Annotated in this window: 15 protein-coding genes and 1 pseudogene; 9 read left to right on the plus strand and 7 right to left on the minus strand. The window is 49.1% G+C overall.

The window, feature by feature from the left end; genetic code table 11:
* Positions 1 to 75: 75 nt before the first annotated feature.
* Positions 76 to 687: an NAD(P)-dependent oxidoreductase gene (locus KKH3_RS06565; protein WP_039357204.1), complete on the minus strand. Its 612-nt coding sequence runs from the start codon at positions 685 to 687 to the stop codon at positions 76 to 78.
* 123 nt (positions 688 to 810) lie between these two features.
* Between KKH3_RS06565 and KKH3_RS06570 the strand changes: the two genes are divergently transcribed.
* Both KKH3_RS06570 and KKH3_RS06575 read left to right on the plus strand, forming a co-directional pair.
* Entirely contained in the window at positions 811 to 1,230 is a 420-nt protein-coding gene (locus tag KKH3_RS06570; protein ID WP_412458872.1) for a winged helix-turn-helix transcriptional regulator, read from the plus strand.
* Positions 1,231 to 1,270: 40 nt separating this feature from the next.
* Positions 1,271 to 1,462: pseudogene (locus tag KKH3_RS06575) on the plus strand (helix-turn-helix domain-containing protein); the annotation flags it as partial.
* Here the strand turns inward: KKH3_RS06575 and KKH3_RS06580 are convergent.
* On the minus strand, positions 1,452 to 2,651 hold the full coding sequence (locus tag KKH3_RS06580) for a multidrug effflux MFS transporter (RefSeq protein WP_039357208.1): 1,200 nt from the start codon (positions 2,649 to 2,651) through the stop codon (positions 1,452 to 1,454). The pseudogene KKH3_RS06575 and the gene KKH3_RS06580 sit on opposite strands and share 11 nt — an antisense overlap.
* A gap of 171 nt (positions 2,652 to 2,822) precedes the next feature.
* Positions 2,823 to 4,058 carry an MFS transporter gene (locus tag KKH3_RS06585; protein WP_039357210.1) on the minus strand — a complete coding sequence of 412 codons (1,236 nt, stop codon included), beginning with the start codon at positions 4,056 to 4,058 and terminating at the stop codon, positions 2,823 to 2,825.
* A gap of 66 nt (positions 4,059 to 4,124) precedes the next feature.
* Here KKH3_RS06585 and KKH3_RS06590 point away from each other — a divergent pair, with 66 nt between their 5' ends.
* The 7 genes from KKH3_RS06590 to KKH3_RS06620 all read left to right on the plus strand — a co-directional run bounded on the left by KKH3_RS06590 (position 4,125) and on the right by KKH3_RS06620 (position 10,175).
* Positions 4,125 to 4,580 (plus strand): helix-turn-helix domain-containing protein, encoded by a 456-nt coding sequence (locus tag KKH3_RS06590; protein WP_039357213.1) that lies wholly within the window; start codon positions 4,125 to 4,127, stop codon positions 4,578 to 4,580.
* Between the two features lie 199 nt (positions 4,581 to 4,779).
* On the plus strand, positions 4,780 to 6,216 hold the full coding sequence (locus tag KKH3_RS06595; protein WP_039357217.1) for a glycoside hydrolase family 1 protein: 1,437 nt from the start codon (positions 4,780 to 4,782) through the stop codon (positions 6,214 to 6,216).
* Positions 6,217 to 6,462: 246 nt separating this feature from the next.
* Entirely contained in the window at positions 6,463 to 6,945 is a 483-nt protein-coding gene (locus KKH3_RS06600) for a cold-shock protein (RefSeq protein WP_039357220.1), read from the plus strand.
* Between the two features lie 177 nt (positions 6,946 to 7,122).
* The gene (locus KKH3_RS06605; protein ID WP_039362205.1) at positions 7,123 to 7,662 is read left to right on the plus strand and encodes a DUF2058 domain-containing protein; all 540 of its coding nucleotides are present in this window, start codon (positions 7,123 to 7,125) and stop codon (positions 7,660 to 7,662) included.
* A gap of 298 nt (positions 7,663 to 7,960) precedes the next feature.
* Positions 7,961 to 8,737: an isocitrate lyase/PEP mutase family protein gene (locus KKH3_RS06610; RefSeq protein WP_039357223.1), complete on the plus strand. Its 777-nt coding sequence runs from the start codon at positions 7,961 to 7,963 to the stop codon at positions 8,735 to 8,737.
* Positions 8,721 to 9,794: a bifunctional transcriptional activator/DNA repair enzyme AdaA gene (locus tag KKH3_RS06615; RefSeq protein WP_052201302.1), complete on the plus strand. Its 1,074-nt coding sequence runs from the start codon at positions 8,721 to 8,723 to the stop codon at positions 9,792 to 9,794. The genes KKH3_RS06610 and KKH3_RS06615 overlap by 17 nt, the downstream gene beginning before the upstream one ends.
* A gap of 135 nt (positions 9,795 to 9,929) precedes the next feature.
* Positions 9,930 to 10,175, plus strand: a complete 246-nt coding sequence (locus tag KKH3_RS06620) for a YmjA family protein (RefSeq protein WP_039357225.1) — start codon at positions 9,930 to 9,932, stop codon at positions 10,173 to 10,175.
* Between the two features lie 192 nt (positions 10,176 to 10,367).
* Here the strand turns inward: KKH3_RS06620 and KKH3_RS06625 are convergent, their stop codons facing one another.
* The 4 genes from KKH3_RS06625 to KKH3_RS06640 form a co-directional block, all read right to left on the minus strand.
* Entirely contained in the window at positions 10,368 to 10,712 is a 345-nt protein-coding gene (locus KKH3_RS06625) for a gamma-glutamylcyclotransferase family protein (RefSeq protein ID WP_039357228.1), read from the minus strand.
* Between the two features lie 324 nt (positions 10,713 to 11,036).
* On the minus strand, positions 11,037 to 12,068 hold the full coding sequence (locus tag KKH3_RS06630; protein WP_039357231.1) for a methionine synthase: 1,032 nt from the start codon (positions 12,066 to 12,068) through the stop codon (positions 11,037 to 11,039).
* 30 nt (positions 12,069 to 12,098) lie between these two features.
* Positions 12,099 to 13,076 (minus strand): DUF1852 domain-containing protein, encoded by a 978-nt coding sequence (locus KKH3_RS06635; RefSeq protein WP_039357234.1) that lies wholly within the window; start codon positions 13,074 to 13,076, stop codon positions 12,099 to 12,101.
* A 455-nt stretch (positions 13,077 to 13,531) separates the two neighbouring features.
* Positions 13,532 to 15,196: a cyclic peptide export ABC transporter gene (locus KKH3_RS06640; RefSeq protein ID WP_039357236.1), complete on the minus strand. Its 1,665-nt coding sequence runs from the start codon at positions 15,194 to 15,196 to the stop codon at positions 13,532 to 13,534.
* Positions 15,197 to 15,281: the final 85 nt, after the last annotated feature.

The following is a 15,281-nucleotide window of genomic DNA, read 5'->3' on the forward strand; positions in this document are numbered from 1 at the left end:
TTCTATCTCTACTTATTTAGGATATAACGCGAGATCCGCACCTTGTTGAAGGAACGTGCGGATCGTCGTCAGGGCTTAATAGCCGACGGTAAAGCGCTGGCGAGAGTGTGCCGGGTTTTCAATTTCATCAACTAGTGCAACGGCATAATCTTCGAAGGAGATACTGCTACCTTTATCGTTACTCAGCAGCGTGTCTTTGCCGAGGCGGAAAGTGCCTGTGCGTTGACCCGGAACAAATTCGGCGGACGGAGAGAGGAAAGACCAATCAAGATCTTTCTCCTGTTTTAACAAGTCGAGGAAGGCTGCGCCGCGAGAGGCTTCAGGACGATAAGCATCAGGGAAGTTTGGCTGATCGATCAGGCGCTGACCGGGCGCAATTTCAAGGCTCCCCGCACCGCCGACGACCAGATAGCGTTTCACGCCTGCGGCTTTAACGGCGGCAATCAGGATAGCCGGATCGGACGAACCAAATTTAACGGCGCTGACTACGGCGTCATGCCCTTTGAATAACGCGACCAGCGCCTCTTTGTCCAGAGCGTCACCCTGCTGAGCCGTAACGTTCGGCAGTGAAGCAATTTTTTCTGGCGAGCGGGCGATAGCGGTGACCGTATGCCCACGGTCAGATAATTCTTTAAGAATGCGTGAACCGGCGTCGCCTGAGGCGCCAATGAGTGCGATATGTGACATGTAGACTCCTTATTTTCTTTTTTGTGGACTAAGTAACAAAAATAGACCGTAGAGAGTCTGGATGGTACATTGCCGACTTTCTCCCTACAAGAAGTCACCCGTATGCAACCAGGTCACACAACAATGACTAATGACGCCTTCACCGATGACACGGTTAGCCAAAAAGCATCGCCAGCGGAAAACCCTGACGATGCCGCATTTGACCATCCATGCCCGATCCGTGATGTGTTGGATCGTATTGGCGATCGGTGGAGTTTGCTAATACTGGAAGCGCTGGCGCAAAAGACGCTGCGTTTTAACGAATTACATCGCCATATTGACGATATTTCGCGCCAGATGCTGTCACGCACGCTAAAACGACTCGACGCTGATGGATTTATACATCGGACACTCTATGCGGAAGTTCCCCCGCGCGTGGAATACACGCTGACGCCATTAGGGCACTCCTTTTTACAACCGATGCAGTTGTTGATTCAGTGGGCGGATCAGAACCATGCCGAAATTTGCCGTTCTCGCCGTCAGGCCAGACAAAGCAAGGACTGAACGGTTATTTGACGCTTAATCCATTGGTCTCTCCACGCTAAAGAGGGTGCAAAAAACGCAAGTAGAAATGGCACAGGTGCTTGGGTTAAAACAGCCGACCGTGGCGGTCATGGAAAAACCCGGTCGCGATCTGAAACTTTCCACGCTTAAACGCTATGTCGAAGCGACCGGCAGTAAGCTACGTCTTGATGTTGAACTACCGGACGGCTCGCATTACGAATTTATGCTGTAACGCCTGGTTCCCGCGCGGTCAGCGCGATGAGTGCACTGGCTGCGGTAAACAAGGCGATGATCCACGCCATGGTCCACGGTGTCCCATCGCGCAGTAGCGCAAGCAGCAAAGAGGAGATAATGCCGCTGCCGTACTGTAGCGACCCTATTAATGCTGACGCTGAACCTGCCATGTTTGGCACCGCATCAAGGGCGGCGGCTGTTGACGTTGCAGCGATGATGCCGTTCATCGAAAAGAACACGAACACCGAGACCACAATCAGAATTATTCCCCCGATATGCAGTTTCGTGCCGATAGCCAGAATGAACGATGCGGCGGCTGCGATCAGCACGGCAAATTTAAGCAGCTTCTCAAGCGGATAGCGCTGAACCAGACGGCGGTTTACCATGCTCATGCCCATCACGCCGACGATATTCAGCGCAAATAGCCAGCCGTAATGCTGTGGATCAATACCGAAATAGGTGATGTAGACAAAGGCCGAGCCGGTAATAAAGGCGTAGGCGGCGACATAATAGAACGTCAGGCATAAGGTGAAACGCATGAAGTTCGCGTTCGTCAGCAGGGCATAATAATTGCGAAAGGCGTTAGGCAACGACGCTTTTACCCGCCTGTCTTCGGGTAACGTTTCTGGCAACCAGCGTAATGAAATCAGCATGACGACACCAATCACCGCCAGCAGCCAAAAAATGGCGTGCCATGAGGTTACTTTGATCAGCTGTCCGCCGAGTAGCGGCCCGGCAATGGGCGCAATCGCCATCACGATAATGAGCGTCGAGAGCATTTGCGCCGCACGGGTACGGCTAAAAAGGTCGCGAATCATCGCACGAGCCAGCATCGGGCCTGTACATGCCCCCAGCGCCTGGAAGACACGCCAAAAAACGATTTGCAGCATATCCGTAGACAGGGCACAGCCGACAGAGCCGATGATAAACAACACCATACCAATAAACAGCGGTATTCGGCGGCCCAGGTGATCGCTTAACGGCCCCCAAATCAGCTGCGCGATGCAAAAGCCGATTAAAAAGCCGGTGATGGTCAGCTCCACATCACCCTGTAACTCTTTTGCCATGATGGGCATAGCCGGTAAATAAATGTCTGTCGATAAAGAGGTAAACGCCATCAGTGCACTGAGAATGGCAATAAAAAATACCCCTGACGTTTTTTCTAAGCGCGTCTGAATTTGAGTCATATCTGTCCGTCTGGTTTTACATTCTTTGGGATTATCTTACTGGGATTACGTCCTGTGATAATCGCGCAGGACAGGATAGAGGTTATGAATGACGCTCATAAATCAGTGGTGATTGGTGCGGGAAAGGGGCTGCCGTCGCCCCGTGAATGTGAACAGTGCATGTCTGGTTTATTATTGGGCGAAACGCCTCCACCTTGGCAGGCGGGCGAATGCGATGGCGACAAGCACCATACCGCCAGCCAGAAAGAAGGTGAGTTGCATGCCATCCGCGAGGGCATCAGGAGCCGCATGGGTAAAATCTTCCGTGCCAACCCCCAAGGCGAAAATCTGCCCCATGATCGAGGCACCGGCGATCAACCCAATATTGCGCGACAGGTTAAGCAGGCCAGAGACGGTACCGCGCTGGTTCCCAGGAACCTCGGCAAGGGTGGCGGTGTTGTTTGCTGCCTGAAAGAGCTGGTAGCCCGGCGTCAGAACAATAATGGCAAGAATGTATCCCGTGACGCCGAGCAGATTGGGCAAGATCGCCAGCATAAAGGTGCCGGTAACCACGAGAGAGAGCCCGGCGGTGAGCGCTCGTCTACCCCCCCAGGTATCGACCAATCGCCCTGATGGGATCCCGCTAAAGGTCGCAACGGCAGGGCCTATGGCCATCACCAGTCCCACCAGCGTTTCCTTCAGTCCAAGACCCAGACCAAGGTAGTAAGGGCCGACGATTAACGTCGTCATAATAACGGTGGTGGTAGCCGCATTGATCGTGAGATTTGGCAATAAAGCGGTGTTCCGTAACGGCGATTCCCCTGATAGCGCGGCCTTTTCCTTCACTGGCGTGGCTGGCAGTAGAGTAAAGGCCATGAACAGAACGATCGTGACCAGCGGGATCTGTATCCAGAACAGGCTACGCCATCCTGCTAGCGCAAGCAGGAATCCCCCAACAGAAGGGCCAAGTGCGGTACCCAGTGCGGATACGGTTCCCACTATCCCCATTGCTCGCCCGACATGTTTCTCCCCAGCCGTCTGCCTCAGCAGCGCCATGCCAAGTGTCATCAGGAACGCCGCCCCAATCCCCTGAAGTGCTCTTGCCCCGATAAGCGACCACAGTTGGGGGGCAATGGCGCACAGCAGCGAAGCGACGGCGAAGAGCCCAAGACCTGTAATGAAAACGGGTTTCAGCCCATAGCGATCGCCAAGGCGGCCTGCGGGTACAACCGAGAGTGCCATCGCTGCAAGGTAGGCGATGACAACGGCCTGCACCTGTGCGAAGGGGGCTGAAAATACCGCAGTCAGCGTTGGAAGGGCAATATTGGCAATGCTTGTTCCCAGCGAGGCCGACAGTATCGCGAGTGCCAGTGTGAGGGTGACCCAAGGTGTGGCCTGCTCTGGTTGGCGCGGTTGGTTAATTGTCATTTTTTATCCTTGTCAGAATGTGGGTTCCAGAGCATGCTACGAATTAAAGTCGACTTGAGGTCAAGCATGAAATTTTTGGATATAGGTGAAATCGCGGAGAAGAGTGGGCTCAAGCCTTCCGCGCTGCGTTATTACGAGGAGATCGGGCTGATTGCTTCGGTGTCCCGACATGGGCTTCGGCGGCAATTTCCTGCCGATGTGCTGCTGCAACTCAGGCTGATTACGATGGGGAAATCGGCGGGATTCTCACTGCAAGAAATTGCTGGCATGTTTAATCAGGATGGGATGCCGGATTTGCCGCGCACCGCGCTACATAAGAAGGCCGACGACATCGATCGGCAAATCCATGAGTTGACGATATTGCGCGACACGCTGCGGCATGTCGCCGATTGTTCTGCGCCATCGCATATGGAGTGTCCGACGTTCAGGAAACTCGTTGAGACGACACACCGAAGAGGACAGATGCGGGATAACACGAGCCATTTATCCACGCGAAAGGCACCCCAGAAGACGAAAAAATAAAGCGTCATTCGCTGCCCGTGGCGAATGTCCCTATGCTGACGAACCTACATACACCGGATATGCAACCGGTTTCTTATTTCTGTTCATGCCCTCTTTTTTCCTCTAGAATTTCCGCCGTTCGGCGTGCGCTGAATCCAATCAATATCAGGCGGGCGCGCGATTATCGATAACGAATCAGCATTGAGAAAGGATAAGTGCCATGAGCGAAAGATTTCCGCACGGTTTTATGTGGGGCGGGGCCACCGCAGCCAATCAGGTTGAAGGAGCTTACAATATCGACGGCAAAGGGCTGTCGATTGTGGATGCTATTCCCGGTGGTAAAGCGCGTTTAAACATCGTTGCTTCCGACGCGTTTGATTTCACGCTGGATGAACAGCGTTACACCTATCCTAACCATAAAGGCATCGACCACTATCATCGCTTTCGTGAGGATATAGCGCTGTTTGCCGAGATGGGCTTCAAATGCTACCGCTTTTCTATTGCCTGGACACGCATCTACCCGAATGGCGTTGAGCAGCAGCCCAACGAGGCGGGGCTGAGCCACTACGAACAGGTAATTGATACCTGCATCGCCCACGGCATTGAGCCCGTGATTACGATCTCTCACTATGAGATGCCGCTGCATCTTGCCACCGTCTTTGGCGGCTGGAAAAACCGCGAGTTAATCGGCCACTTCGAGCGTTTTGCCCGTACTGTGCTGGAGCGTTTTGGTCACAAAGTGAAATACTGGATGACCTTTAACGAGATCAATAGTGCTGCCCATTTCCCAATTATGAGTCAGGGGCTAACGGTGCAAACTGGCGCGCTGGATCCACAGGCGAAATTCCAGGCGTGGCATAACCAGTTTGTCGCCAGCAGCCTGGCGGTGAAAATTGCGCATGAGACGAATCCGCAGATCCAGATTGGCTGCATGATTCTGTTTGCCACTAACTATGCTTATGACTGTAACCCCATCAATCAACTAGCGACGCTGAAAGAGACGCAGGCATTTAACTTCTACTGTGCGGACGTGCAGGCGGGTGGGAAATATCCTTACTACGCGAAAAGCCTGTGGCAGTCGCTGGGTATTACGCTGGATATTCAGCCGGAGGATCTGGAACTGATCAAGCAACACACGGTTGATTACATCGGCTTCAGCTACTACATGTCTTCCACCATTTATAAAACGGATCCAGATGCGACAGCCGCTCACGGTAACCTGCTGGGCGGGGCGCGTAATCCGTTTCTGGAAGCTAGCGAATGGGGCTGGGAAATTGATCCGGTGGGGCTGCGCATTGCGCTCAACCAATTGTATGACCGCTACGAAAAACCGCTGTTTATCGTCGAAAACGGGTTGGGAGCGGTGGATAAACCGAATGAAGATCGCTATATCGCCGATGATTACCGCATCAACTATTTACGCCAGCACATTGAAGCAATGGCGGACGCGATTGCCGACGGCGTCGAACTGATGGGCTACACCCCGTGGGGCTGCATCGATCTGGTCAGCATGTCTACCGGCGAGATGAGCAAACGCTACGGCTTTATCTACGTCGATCTGGATGACACGATTTCCGGCAGCGGCAACCGCTATAAGAAGAAATCGTTCCACTGGTATCAGAAAGTGATTGCTACTAATGGTAGTGATATCAGTTAAATGAATATTTCCCGGTGCTGAGGGAGTCGGCATCGGGAATGTTTTTATGTGGACTGAATGAATAAGAATGGCCTGATGTGGTCAATAGCAAAAACCCGGTTTACGGAAACTTAAGCGGGGTTTTTAAATTTGGCTCATCAGAAATTTATCATCAATACTTTAACCAAAGACGTAGTCTGCGCAGACATTGTGCTTTACACTGCGCGCTGCAAAAAACTGAGTAGATAAACGATTACGTAGGCGGTAATGGCGATGAACGGAACGATCACAACCTGGTTTAAAGATAAGGGCTTTGGATTTATCAAAGATGAAAACGGTGAGAACCGTTATTTTCATGTGATTAAGGTCGCCAACCCCGATCTGATTAAGAAAGATGCGGCGGTCACTTTCGAGCCCACCACAAATAACAAGGGGCTGTCAGCGTATGCTGTGAAAGTCCTACCAGAAAGCAAATACATCTATATCGCCGGTGAGCGTATCAAGCTCACGTCGATCAGATCTTATGTGGTTTACAGCGAAGAAGTGCTTGCTGATACGCACATTGATAAAGACAATACGGTGCTGTCAGTAGGAATATTGATGAATAGCATCAAGCCGAAAGCAGCCACTAAGCCCGATGAAATGCGCTCGCTGAAAAAACTGGCGATCACCACCTTCCAGGGTACAACGTTAATCTTCTCGGAAGATGAGATAGACGTGGATGCCACGGTGAAAATGCTCAAGGTCTGAAATCATTCGGGCTAGCCCTGTGCTGAAATTCTGCGTCATGCATAAGCAGAATTTCGGCATCGCTTCTGATCGCCCCTTCAAGCTCAAGCCACACCGCGTTTGGGTCCTGTAATCTGGCGCAGTCTCAAAAATTACAGGTATAATCCTGTGAATTATTCAACGGGTTTAGAAACGAAAATGACAAAACTCACCTTACAAGAGCAGATGTTAAAAGCTGGATTAGTGACCAGCAAAAAAATGGCTAAAGTTCAACGAACGGCTAAGAAATCACGGGTTCAGGCGCGTGAAGCAAGAGAAGCTGTGGAAGAAAATAAAAAAGCCCAGCTTGAGCGTGATAAGCAGCTAAGCGAACAGCAAAAACAGGCTGCGTTATCTAAAGAATACAAGGCTCAGGTGAAGCAGCTCATTGAAATGAACAGAATCACGGTCTCAAAAGGCAATATTGATTTTAACTTCACCGATAATAATTTAATTAAGAAAATAACGGTGGATAAGCTGACTCAAGCTCAGCTAATTAGCGGTCGTCTCGCCATTGCTCGTTTGGTGGTTGATAGCAGCGGTGAGAATCAATACGTTATTATCCCTGCGAGCGTAGCCGATAAAATTGCGCAGCGAGATGCGAACAGTATTGTATTAAATAGTACGCTGAGTCAGGAAGAGCAGGATGAAGACGATCCGTACGCTGATTTTAAAGTGCCTGATGATTTAATGTGGTAATTAACGTTTTTGCCAATACTTATCGATGAAAAGCCCTTCGGGGCTTTTCATGACGGCATTATTTTCAGCCCGTTCATGTAACAACGCCGTGTTATTCTGAACACCGTTGTGACCAGCCGATCGTATTACGTCTTTTTAGCTTCCCCGCTTTATTATATCTAGGTTAAACCTTTTTGCTGTTCTGGATAAACACGGCGTCATGTGTGGAAAGGCAGAGAAAATGGTCGTCCGATTTTCGGTTGTGAGCGCGTCGTGGAGTGTTCTAGATTCATCCTGTACATTACAACAGGAGAACGCCATGAACTTCACTGAACTTCATCATCAAAACAAACCCTTACTCATCGCGAATGTCTGGGATGCTGGCAGTGCCATTGCCGCTCAGGAAGCGGGTTATCAGGCTCTGGGAACATCAAGCGCAGCAATTGCTGCAATGCTAGGTTATGAAGATGGAGAAGCACTATCATTCGATGAGCTGCTCTATATCGTCACTCGTATCATGTCCGTTACTCACCTTCCATTAAGCGTTGATGTTGAAGCAGGGTTTGGTAGAACAGCAAGCGAGATAACTGATAATCTTAAGCGCCTCGTTCAACTCGGGGTGGTTGGTGTCAACCTTGAGGATAGCAGCGTCGTTAAGGGTGTCCGACAACTCGATGATGCAATGGTATTTGCCAGCCTGTTAAAAGAGATTCGCAATACGCTGGACATGGAAAGCGATCAATTATTTCTTAACATTCGAACCGATACTTTTCTTCTGGGCCATCATCAGGCGTTGCAGGAAACGCTATTACGCGGTCGATTATATCAAGAGTCTGGAGCTGACGGCCTTTTTGTGCCGTGCCTAACCTCTGAACATGATATTGAGACCCTTTCCCAGGAAATGACTTTGCCACTCAACGTCATGTGCATGCCCGAACTCCCGTCCTTCAACAGGCTGGAAAAACTAGGCGTAAGACGTATCTCGATGGGTAATGCGGTTCATTCAGCCATTCAATCGAATCTCAAAAAATTAATGTTAATTATCCCGTCGCAGCAGTCATTTGCAGGAGTTTTTGTTGATGAAAGTTCTCGATAATGACCTGTGTGATGTCTGGTATCAGGCTCTGCTTGAGCGTGCTCCAGAGTATACGGGGGTGTTTTTTGTTGGCGTAAGAACGACAGGCGTATTTTGTATTTCTATCTGTCGGGCACGAAAACCGAAACGTGAAAATGTTGAGTTTTATAAAGATTTCAAAGCTGCACTGGATGCGGGATTTCGTCCCTGCAAGGTGTGCCGACCAACAGAAAATGCACATAGCGCACCGCCTGTAATTGAACAGGCGCTGGAACTCGTTCGTGCCAATCCGAAAACACGCATAAGCGATGCCGATCTTCGTAAGTATGAGATCAGCCCGGAGCGGGTGCGGCGATGGTTTCTGCAAAATCACGGCATTACCTTTCAGGCTTTTCAGCGTATGCAGCGGGTGAATATCGCACTTCAGGAACTAAAAGGTGGCCGTACTGCTACGGAGGTTGCTTTTGATAGCGGCTACGAATCACTGAGTGGTTTTGGCTATACCTATAAACGGCTCACGGGCGGTAGCCCAACCGAACAGAGCCAGGTGATTATGATTCACCGTTTTACCACGCTGCTCGGCCCCATGTTTGTCTGTGCCACCGAGCGTGGTGTTTGTCTGCTAGAGTTTACTGACCGGCGAATGCTGGAGACCGAATTTCGCGATCTTCAGCGCTTGCTCAACGCTCGAATCATGTCGGGTGAAAATAATCATACCCGACAAGCTGAAAAAGAGATTGGCGAGTATTTTGCCGGAACACGCCAACAATTTACGCTGGTGCTTGATACGCCCGGCAGCGATTTTCAACGTACCGTTTGGCAAGCACTACAAACGGTTCCTTATGGTCAAACGTCCCACTATCAAGCGCTCTCTGGGCAGATGGGGAAACCCAATGCCGTACGAGCGGTGGCGGCGGCAAATGGTGCAAACCGCGTGGCAATTGTCATTCCATGCCACCGAATTATCGGTAAAGATGGCTCGATGACAGGTTATGGCGGCGGTATTGCGCGCAAAGAGTGGCTTATTGAGCATGAGAAAAAGTGCTTCATGATGTCAGCTGAACAAAAACTCACGTAGTGTTTAACGTAAGATATTTTTTGTTTTTCAGACCGCTCCCCACATGGATGACAGAAAACGAAATAAGAATGATATTATCTAGGCCAAGCGATGCCAGTCGCAACTGACATAGATTTTAACCCTTGGGGACAACGTATGAGCAATGACGTACCACTTAAATTTTATGACATCGTGGATGAGTATTCGACGGAATGCGAAAAGCCAGTGAGCGAACCAGAACGTGACCCTCTGGCGCGTTATTTCCAGTTGTTGATCACTCGATTAATGAATAACGAAGAAATCAGTGAGAATGCGCAGAAAGAGATGGCGAGTGAAGCGGGTATCGATGCGCATCGTATTGATGAGATCGCGACATTCCTGAATCAATGGGGTAATGAGTAACGCCTGTTGAGGACATGTTGGAAAGGTTGAAAGCTCGTGTTTTCACGTCTTCTACTTAGCTGACAACCCAACGTGACTGAAAAAATCCCGCATAAGAAAACTTAAGCGGGATTTCTACATGTGGCTCTCTGACGGGATCATCCGAATTTCTACCATCCAGCCTGATAGGCTAGGAAGGTGAACGTATTTTATCTATGCCATGTACTGGCCTGTTTGTGGCTGTAGTTGATAAATCCACGCCGTAACCTGCTGGTTTTCAACGGTAGTCACCATAACCTCAACGCGATCGTAGCCCTCTTCAAACTCATCCAGCATTGACCAGTGCGTCTCAAGGTTATCGGAGACAAACAGGTAACCGCTGACGCGCGGCCCGTTATTATCCAGTACGATCCCTGGAAAATCCGCGGCGGCACCCCAGCCGCGTTCATAAAACGTGCCTGTTACGTAACCCGGCAACCATTCTCCACCGATGTTTTCCAGAATATAGGCATTAGCGTGACCCGGACGCAGCGTACCGTAGACAAACAAACGTTCCATTTTCCCTCGTTAATCAAAACAATGCATACTCAAAGGGTGAAGAGTAATACTCAAGTTAGGATTTAATAAAGTGGTTCGCAACAGATACCTCACCGCTGATGTTCGGGTACTGAGCGAATCGTGCCTTTCGCATAGCGATCTTCTTAGAAGGAGGTAATGAGTATGTGGACGATTTCTAAAAGTGAATGGTTCGATTCAGTAGGATAGGGCACAGACAGCGGCGATGATCGTTATCGCTCAGCCCGGTTGGTGGTTTGGAATAGTTGGCGACGGATAGATCGCCAACTCAGACTGAGCTTGCTTCAAGTGATCGACCTGGCGACGTTATTTAGCCAAGAGTTCTCTTCGGACGATTTCTGCACCCGCACTTAACGCATTGAGTTTGCCTCTTGCAACTCGGCGAGATAAGGGAGTCATACCACAGTTGGTCGAAGGGTAGAGCTTGTCGGCATCCACAAACTGAAGCGCTTTACGTAGCGTATCGGCGACTTCTTCTGGCGTCTCAATGGTATTGGTTGCCACGTCAATGGCACCTACCATCACTTTTTTACCGCGAATGAGTTCAATAAGATCCATTGGAACACGAGAGTTCTGACATTCCAGTGAAATGATATCAATCGCCGATTTTTGCAGCTTAGGAAAAATTTCTTCATATTGCCGCCACTCGGATCCCAGCGTCTTTTTCCAATCAGTATTGGCTTTGATGCCATAGCCATAGCAAATATGCACCGCCGTTTCACATTTAAGCCCTTCAACGGCTCTTTCTAACGCGGCAATTCCCCAATCGTTCACCTCATCAAAGAAGACATTAAATGCGGGCTCATCAAATTGGATAATATCGACACCCGCAGCCTCTAATTCTTTGGCTTCTTGATTGAGAATTTTGGCGAATTCCCAGGCGAGTTTTTCGCGGCTCTTATAGTGGCTATCATAGAGCGTATCGATCATCGTCATGGGACCCGGTAAGGCCCATTTAATGGGTTGCGTGGTTTGCTGGCGTAAGAACTTGGCATCCTCGACAAAAACGGGCTTTTGGCGAACCACGGCACCAATGACTGTCGGTACACTCGCATCATAGCGATTGCGGATTTTAACGATCTCACGTTTCTCAAAATCAACACCGCTGAGGTGCTCAATAAACGTCGTGACAAAATGTTGGCGCGTTTGCTCGCCATCACTGACAATATCAATCCCTGCTTGTTGTTGATCTGCTAGGCTCAAACGTAGCGCATCTTGTTTGCCCTCAATTAACTCATCGCCTTGCAATTTCCAGGGTGACCACAGTGTCTCAGGCTGCGCCAGCCAAGAGGGTTTCGGTAAGCTGCCAGCCGTTGAGGTGGGTAACAATATTTTCATAATAATCGGTGACCTTTTGTTTTTGGTTAATCAAAGAACGTAATTAGCAGACCATTGCTCAAGGATAGCGTGGTATGGTTTGATGAAGTTTTTCTCAGTAAACTTTCCCTGCTCGATAGCCAACAGGCTACGTTCTTCTCGATCATAAACAATTTGAGTGAATGAATGATCCTGATGGTTCAGGCTTGGCTGATAGCACTGACCTGCCGGAGAGTTCGCATTGTAAATCTCAGGTCGGTAAATCTTTTGAAACGTCTCCATCGTGCTGATGGTACTGATCAGCTCAAGGTTCGTGTAATCACTCAATAAATCACCAGAAAAATAGAAAGCCAAAGGCGCGACACTATTTGGCGGCATAAAATAACGAGCCTGCAACCCCATTTTATGGAAGTATTGATCGGTCAATGAATATTCATCTTGCTGGTATTCGACGCCTAATACGGGATGCTGATTTCCAGTCCGATGATAGGTGTTTTTACTTGAAACACTTAGGCATATAACCGGTGCTTTACTAAAGCTTTCTTTGTAAGCATCTGAATTAACGAAGCATTTAAATAGATTTCCATGCAGATCGCCAAAGTTATCTGGGGTGCTAAATCCGGGGTGATTCTTATTATGATCTGACAGTAATACGCTAAAATCATAATCTCGCACGTAGGAGGAGAAATTGTTTCCCACAATGCCTTCAATGCGCGCGTTAGTTTTTTTATCAACGATATTCGTTTTCAATATTTCAATGACTGGGAAGCTGCTGCCATTGCCTTCAATATCAACCTCAACGGAAATGATATCAAGTTCCACAGAATAGCGATCGCTTTTAGGGTTATCCCAATGCGCCAGGGAATTGAAACGATTGTCGATCATCGTTAACGCGTTGCGCAAGTTCTCCTGGCGGTTCTTTCCTCTCGCCAGGTTCGCAAAGTTGGTCGTGATACGCGTGTTTTCGGAGGGGTTATAATTTTCATCGAAACACGTGTTCTTAATCGTAAAGGTAAAATTCTTATTCATCGCGATCTGGCATCCTAATTCTTGCTATAAAACCTGAATTTATTTCTTGTTTTTCCAAGGTTTTCAGGTCTTATAATTTTGCAGGTTTCGTATTGTCTATAGTACTGCACAATTTATGCCAGAGTCATTGAATGAGTAAAAGTGATTTAATTTCAATAGACATGAGCCATCTTCATGATTTGGTGTGTGGCCGGGATCGCTGCGGTTACTGAAGTTCTTACTGAACATAATTTGTTTTTGTAATTCAATGGATTAATTGATTTTTTCTGAATGGTCTTCTGGTAAGGCTAAAACGGAAAGCTCACCCTGCCTTTCGCTCTTAAGAGGCCGAACCGTCCTCGTTGGGTTCCTGGCCTCTGCATGGATGACATAATGAATCAATGGGCAATGAGTCGCGCTTGTTGAGAGCCTTTTTGATATTCCTCTTTGCCAAGACCACCAGAATGGCCTCAGGGCTAAACAGTATTACTGTCATCAGCGATGAGTCGGCCATTTTCGAGCTTGATGCAATGATCGGCCAAGTGGAAAAAGCGATCGTCATGCGTAATAGCCAATACCGCTTTACCACGAGCAGCTAACTCGGGCAGAAGTTCCTGATAAAAGACGCGTTTGAATAGAGGATCCTGATCGGCCGCCCACTCATCAAACAAATAGAAAGGGCGATCCTCAAGATAGGTCACGACCAGTGCGAGACGCTTACGTTGCCCCTGAGAAAGGTCGCGAGTAGAAAAATAGCCGTTTTCCACCGTAACTTTATGCTCCAGATGCAGTTTGGCTAGTAACGCGTTAGCGCGTGTGTCCAATGTGGAGTTGACATCATTCAATCCAATCAATGACTCGAAAAGATGAAAATCAGAGAATACGGCAGAGAAAAGCTGCCGATAGTTGGCTCGATTGCTGTCAACGACCTCGTGGCCGTCAACGGTAATTGTGCCGCTTTCCGGTGTATATAGGCCGACCAGCAGTTTGGCGAGTGTCGTTTTTCCACTTCCATTACCGCCAATCAGAAACGTAATCTCACCCCGCTTGAGTGTCATATCAATAGGGCCTAGCTGAAACACTCTGTCTTCTTTTTCACGGTAATAGCTATGGAGGACGCCAGATAGACGGATCGTCTCGGCGTTGCCAAATTCATGTGCGGAGACGGTATGATCGATGGCATCACGCTCGTCTAACTCAGATAATATCGTACTAATCCTTCGTAATGACACACGAGCTGAATTTAGCGTTGGAACGCTATTGAGCAATCCTTCCAGCGGCATCAGCATGAATAAAAATACAATGACGTAGCCTGCCAGCGCGGTTGATTCAAGCCCCGGTATTACGGAAGGGGAAAAAATGACCAGACCAAGGAAGCTATAGAAAAGAAAGAGGATCCAGCCAACGCCGAAAGCATAAACGCCGAAGGCGCGGGTACGGTTTTTACGTACGGCATCGATTTCTTTACCGAGTGACTGATTGAGAAACGCATACGCCCGGGAGACATGCAATTTGAGCTCTTTTGCACCAGAAAATAGCGCATTGAAGTGGGTAAATAAGCGATCTTGTGCCTGACCTGCCGCTCTCAGGGAGGTGAACGCCGTGTTTCCTCCCAGGCTGTAACCCAGTGAACCAATGACAACAATTGTCAGTGCCAGAAAGAAAATAGGGAGTGATAGCCAGGCAAGGTATCCCAGACAACCGATGACGATAGAACCTTGCATCACGATATTCGGCAGGGTGAAAAACAAGAGTGATACGCTGGTTGAGTCATCCGTGATGATCGACTGTGCACGTGATGCACCCAGTTCTTCTATCTGACGGAAGGGCGCACGAGCCACGCGACTTGAAATCAGTTCGCGCATTTTCGCCATTGTTCCCTGACTCAGTCTGGCGAAAATGACGCCGCTGAGAATACGGCAGGCAATGGCCAGAACCGTCAATATGGCAAAATACCAAGCGAGCGGCGCATAGTCATCGGTAGGCGTCAGCAGCGCCTTGTTGATTAAGGTAATCAGTAAAACGCTGGAAATACCATTCGTGACGCTGGCTACCGTGGCAATCGCCAATATCCATCGTGAATCGAACAGGAGTGAGAGTAAAAGCTGTAGCGCTGGGTTCTTATTCGTCGACGTATTCATGTTATGTCCACACGTTATTGAGGCGTACACGATGCCGGAATTCGCGACCAGCCGATACGCTGGTCGCGTCAACAGCCTGTTCTTG

The organism is Pectobacterium actinidiae, from assembly GCF_000803315.1.
GTDB classification, from domain to species: Bacteria; Pseudomonadota; Gammaproteobacteria; order Enterobacterales; family Enterobacteriaceae; genus Pectobacterium; species Pectobacterium actinidiae.